This is a genomic window from Streptococcus sp. HMSC068F04 (genome assembly GCF_001837455.1).
GTDB lineage: Bacteria > Bacillota > Bacilli > Lactobacillales > Streptococcaceae > Streptococcus > Streptococcus salivarius_D.
The window spans coordinates 1-3,907 of sequence record NZ_KV832531.1 but is presented as its reverse complement, the minus strand read 5'-3'; the positions used below and the strand labels follow the sequence as shown (position 1 = coordinate 3,907).

Sequence of the window (3,907 nt, the reverse complement as noted above, 5' to 3'; positions counted from 1 at the left end):
TGTACTTGATTGCAACTCACCATTTACATATACGTCTGTGATTTCTACTAAAACTTTTCCGTTTATTGCTGCAACTTCTCGAACTTTGCCTGCATCGAGACTTGAATCATCAACATATTCAATCTTATCTGTCTTAAGAACTCGACTTTCTTGACGAACCTTGGTTTCAATAATAGCCTCTGGTTTATTATTCTCCATTGGTGCAACATCTGGGACGTGAGATACCTGTTTTGTGCCTCGATAAACCTTCTTAGATTGCGGTTCGATACGGGATAATTCTTTTTCAGTACTTGACTGCAATTCACCATTTACATAGATATCTGTGATTTCTACCAAAACTTGCCCGTCTACTGCTGCTATTTCTCGGACTTTGCCTACATCTAGACTTGCATCATTCACGTATTCAATCTTATCAGTCTTAAGAGCTCGACTTTCTTGACGAACCTTAGTAGTCATTTGTTGTTCTGTCAATTTACTTTGAATCAAATAAACCCCTAAAGTTGACGTGGTTAAGGAAATGTTCTTGTCCTTTTCATTCCAATTAAATGGTACCTCTTCAAAAGTCGACTTATCTTTTACATAATGTAACACTTTATAAGGTTTTCGACCTGAAATCACTGCTAGTTCAATTTTAGCGTCTTCAGATAAGGATACTATATTACCATCATCATCTAAAGCTTGAATTTCCATAAGAAGGTTATTATGATCCCCGACCTTTTCCAAGATATCAGCATTAGTAACTTCCTTTTTAACAACCTTATCTATCGCATTTACATCATTTCCAGAAACTGTCACCGTAACAATGTTATCATCATCACTTAGGATTTTTGTGTCCTTTTCCCACTTAGCATAAAGCACCTTGTCACCTGCTTTATCGAACAATGTATTAAAGTAAGGTTCACCTGAGAAATTATCATCTAAATACCATCCTGTAAAAACGTATCCTTTACGAACAGGATAAGGCAACTCCGTATCTACATCAGTTTGGTAGCTCCTTGGAACATCTTCCTTTAATATGCCATCTCCAACTTTATAAGTTATCTTATAAGACAATGGTTTTAAGTTGAAATGTACTTCTGTCTGAGGTGGTGGTACTGGAAGCCAGTCAGACTCAGCAGACTCATATCCCTCTTTACTTACCTTGACTTTCCAGAATCCCTCTGGCACATCCCAAGCATACTCGCCATTAACTGTCGTAAACAAAGGATTAAACTGTGAATACTCACCTGCATCCCATAGCACTTCTTCACCATTTTCACCTCGATAATAAATTGTGGTTATTGCACCAGTAATAGGATTCTTAGAAACATCATTGATTACAATACCGGATGGGTCTATCACAAATTTAAAATCTGAGAGTGCACTACTGCTAATTCTTTCATTGACTTCGTTTGACTTTAAATCACCAATTCCCCTAAATTGATTTTTCGAGTTTCTAACTCCTTGTGATAAATAATATAAAAAATTATGAATATCATGCTCACTTAATTCTCCATTCTCTGGATTAATAAGCTGCTTTTTTTCATATCTTGGCAAAACTATATTAGGATGTACACCAATTCCAATTCCATTACGGAATGGATCACTAACCGGATCTCCTATTATACTATAAGCCCTTGTTAAACCTGAGGATTGTAATAACTCAATTAGTTCCTTTTCTGACTGAAAATCCGTGTTTAATAGCTCGTCTATTATTTTTTGCAACGGTGATAAAATACCTCCTGTTGCATTTTGTATCAGATTTCCAATCAGTCCCTTCACCACTGCAAGCATTTGTTCTTTCTCTGCAGCAAGTCCGACACCATTAAAAGTAACAACATTTTTTAGATTTCCTCTAATTAATTTTTTCGGATCGATAACACTACCAATTATTTCAGAATCTTGAGCTATTAATCTATTTTTTAACATTTCTGCTGCTAAAATATATGCAAGATAGGAGCCTCTAGAATGCCCAACAATTGATACATCATAATCACTACCGCTAGGCAACAACAAATTAAGAGAGGTCTTTATTACGTCTTTATCTAAAGATACGCCAGCCCATATATCAAGATAATTATCTATCCATTCTGGGCTTAAAAAAGGCTTTTCTATTCCTCTATCGCCACCTTCTCTTACCTCCTCATCTGTACCACGTATAGCTAAAACAATTTCTTTTGTCTTATCATTTACAAATCTATAAACATTAATGTATGCAACTCCTGGTAAGAAGACAGGTGAACCCAATAATCGCCAATTTTCAAATAAAGACTGGTCTAATCCTCCTATGTTTAAGCCCTTGTCATTAAAACTCTTATCAAGGAAGATTTTTTTTATTTCTTTTTCTGATTTATAACTTAATAATGAGAAAATTGCCAAATCGCGGTCTCCTACGTCCCAGGCGTTTGGGTGTTTATCAACTATATCTGGATATCCATCCCCATCACTATCTATTTTTAAAATTTTGTCCGCAGTACGTTGTGATAAATTATCTTGAACCTCTCTACTATATATAGTTTCTGATGGTGCAACACCTTTTTCAAGATAAAGAGACATTTTACCGGGAATATAACTAGTATTTTCTTGGTCAAAATAGCCAGTATATACATATTTTTCTTTTTTGACATCCCATTTTAACTCGATAACTTTATTAATACCTTCGCGACTACTGACAAGATAGAGACTATCATTGCCACTGGTATTCGTATATTCAACCTCAAAATCAAATTGTCCACCAGGTCTAAAACTAATTACTGGAACTTTGTCCTGGTTCTCTTTCAAATTATAAGTGTAGCCATTATGACTCATGATAAAGTTCACTAACTCAGGATAATTTTTCTCATAGCGAACTGTTGTTGTCTCACTGATTTCTCGACCATCTGATGATAAAGCCTTCACTTTGATTGTATATTCTTTGTTGTCTACAGGAGTGACTAGAGGTACATCAAAGGTATAACTTCCATCTTTCTTGATCTTGACTTGACCGACAACCATATCATCAAGATAAGCAATTAGCTGGTCATTAGGGTCGGCTATTCCACTAATACGAGAGTAACTCCTTGACGTTACCTGATTAGCTGTTAGTGTTAAGACAGGTATATTAACATTGATAGCTCCAATATTTTCGGATACTTTTTTTCTATCTTTCTGATAGGAAAGCTGTGCAAATAAACGAACATTAGTGAGTTCTCTATTTTCTGTCATCAGCATTAACTTAATCTTACCTATCTCTTCTGAAACAGGAATATCAAGATAACCATTAGAAACTGTTGCCGTTACATCTTGGCCATTTACTCGTATTTTACTTTCAAAAACTTTCGTTGTAGATGGTATATTGAGGTGAAGGACATACTTACCATCATCACTTGATTTATCTTTTTTTATAGCGTACTTTAGGTCTAGACCTAAATATCCTTGTCGACGAGTACCTGTTGTCGTTGTCAGATAGTAGGAATTGCTACTGTCTAATACTTTACTGTCATCATTTGCTACATTTTCATCACGAAGTTTAAAGTTAAGTTGTTTTTCAATCATATATTCTAAAGCAAAAGAATCCAGGTAAACATGGTATTCTACGCTTTCAGAAGGTGTATCCCAAGACTGAACGAAAGCTGTCAAACTTTTTGGAAGATACACAGACTTCAGTGTTGGAATATTGGCTAAAGTGTAATCATCAAGATAAGTCACACCTTCTGGAATCTCAATTGTTTCAAGCTTGGTGTTTCGAAAAGCTCCACTACCGATTACTTGCAAACCATAAGGTAAATTAATTACCTCAAGTGGCGTACTATTAAAGGCATAAGAGCCAATTTCCCTAACACTAGAAGGAACCGACATATTTGTCAACTGTGTCCCACTAAAAGCATAATTGCCTATCTGTGTTAGCGTACTTGGTAATACTACCTCTTTCAAACTAGAACCTAAAAAA

General features: G+C 35.4%; 1 protein-coding gene. It reads right to left on the bottom strand.

What is annotated here, in order from left to right:
• The coding region (locus HMPREF2571_RS09065) for a leucine-rich repeat protein (RefSeq protein ID WP_176745592.1) at positions 1-3,907 on the bottom strand (3,907 nt) is incomplete at both ends.